This is a genomic window from Mesorhizobium sp. M5C.F.Ca.IN.020.32.2.1 (genome assembly GCF_004023105.1).
GTDB classification, from domain to species: Bacteria; Pseudomonadota; Alphaproteobacteria; order Rhizobiales; family Rhizobiaceae; genus Mesorhizobium; species Mesorhizobium wenxiniae.
On sequence record NZ_RZSX01001054.1, the window covers coordinates 1 to 1,937 of the forward strand.

At 63.8% G+C, this 1,937-nt stretch carries 2 protein-coding genes and 1 pseudogene; 2 read left to right on the top strand and 1 reads right to left on the bottom strand.

Annotation, left to right across the window (positions count from 1 at the left end; all coding sequences use genetic code 11):
* Positions 1-524 (top strand): chromate transporter (locus EOA86_RS32720; protein WP_206630206.1); only part of this gene is annotated, 524 nt, incomplete at its 5' end.
* A pseudogene (locus EOA86_RS32725) lies at positions 509-773 on the top strand (Fe-Mn family superoxide dismutase); the annotation flags it as partial. The gene EOA86_RS32720 and the pseudogene EOA86_RS32725, both read left to right, overlap by 16 nt.
* A gap of 7 nt (positions 774-780) precedes the next feature.
* On the opposite strand, the gene EOA86_RS32730 reads toward EOA86_RS32725, so the two are convergent.
* Positions 781-1,937 (bottom strand): 4Fe-4S binding protein (locus EOA86_RS32730; RefSeq protein WP_164892237.1); only part of this gene is annotated, 1,157 nt, incomplete at its 5' end.

Genomic DNA, 1,937 nt, shown 5'->3' on the forward strand with positions numbered 1-1,937 from the left:
GCGCTGGATTTCCGGGTCTACCACAACTTTCTCATACCGATGCGGTAGGCAACGGCTGGATGACCGACGCGCAGTTCCTGAACGGGCTTGCGCTCTCCGGCATCCTCCTCGCTCCCCTTATTATTTTCTGTACCTTCGTTGGCTACTTCGGGGGCGGCCCGCTCAGCGCGGTCGCCATGACTGTCGGCATCTTCCTGCCTGCCTTCGGCTTCTCGCTGCTCCTGCATGACCGCCTGGGGAAAGTGGTCGAGAACCGGGTGCTGCACAGCTTCCTCGAAGGAGTCGCCGCCGGGGTGGTCGGACTGATCGCCGCGACAACAATCGAACTAGCGGTCACGCTCGTCCAGCGGCTGCCGTCACTCCCGGCCGGCCTGCTGGTTTTCGTGGTGGCTCTTGCGGTCCTGTATATGTGGAAATCCAAGATGAATGTTGTGCTGGCAGTGCTCGGCGCGTGCTGCGGTGAGAGCACGAATACCTGTGGTGGGCGCCTGCCGGCGCGGGTCAAGGAATGTCGGAGAGGCTGATCGTCAGCCATTACAAGAACAACTATGGCGGCGATTTCGGATCCTTCGATCGCTCGCGGGGAGTTTTCCGCCATGGCCTGGGCGCAGGGCGGCGGTTCGGGCTGGGTGCTGCTCACCTACTCGTCGCGGGACCGTAAGCTGGTAAATGCCTGGGCCGCCGATCACACCACGACCATCGCCGGCGGTGTCCCGAACCTCGCTTTCGACATGTACAAGCACACCTATCACATCGATTTCGGCGCGAAGGCCCTAGGGCTCAGACCGCCTTATCGCTCGAGGCCTTACGCTGCCGCTGATAGTCTTCCGTGGTTCGCGGCGGCGAGCGACCAGGGCCGGCATAAGGATCGAAGCCCTCATCCATGGCCGCATCGACACGGCAATTGTCGCACATCCGTACAAGGTCGAGCCGCCGTGCGTTCTCGCCTGCAAACATCCAGTGTTTGCCTTCGAGCTTGGCGACGATCCGCTCGACAGTGCTCCTTGTGCCGAACGGCTTCGCGCAGCGGATGCAGTTGTACGGCTCCTCTTGCTTCACGACCCGGCTGCGAGGGCCCCATGCCTGAAAATCCACCTGCGGCGTCAAGGTGATGACCTTCTCCGGGCAGGTCGCGGCGCAAAGGCCGCACTGCACGCAGGCGCTCTCGGAAAAATATAAGGCCGGCTGCTGCTCGCTGTCGGAAAGCGCCCCCGTTGGACAGGCCGATACACAAGAGAGGCAGAGCGTGCAGCCGTCGACATTGACGTCCAGGCCGCCGAACGGAGCTCCAGCAGGCAACGCCACGCGGTCGACCGGCGTCGGCGCAGCTCGATGGAGCTCGACCATGGTGCTCGTCAGCAAGCTGCGCTTCTTGCCGATGGGCAGGAATGCCGCCGGGCGCCGCGACGCAACGTCTGGGGTAATCATGTCGAGCGCCAAGGCGAGGATGTCGGGATCGTCCGCTTCGATCACTCCGCAGACCTCGGCGCCATAACCTAGAGACTGGCTCAAAAGATTGGCGATCGCGATGTTTGCGGCAATTCCGGTAAGCTCATGCCTGGGCTTGGCCGACGACAGAGCCCTTACAGCGCAAGCGCCCCAAGCGACTGGCGCGGTCCACGCCTCGACCCCTAACTGGGTTGTCTCGTTCACGGCGACCGGCAGGACATTTGCGGGCAGACCCGCGCCGAACCGGGCGAGTGCGTCGATCAGCGGCTCGCCGTGGCCGAGGTCATGGAAAAGAACGACCGCATCGAGGCCGCCCGCCTCCCGATAGGTGAAAAGAAGCGTCCGCAGCCGCCGAAGCAGCGATTCTGCATCCGGCACGTCGTAGGCGGCAGCACCCGTGGGACATGCCGCCGCGCAGCTGCCGCAGCCGGCGCATACTTCCGCATTGATCGCGACGTGGTTGCCGGCAGGCGTTATCGCCCCTGTCG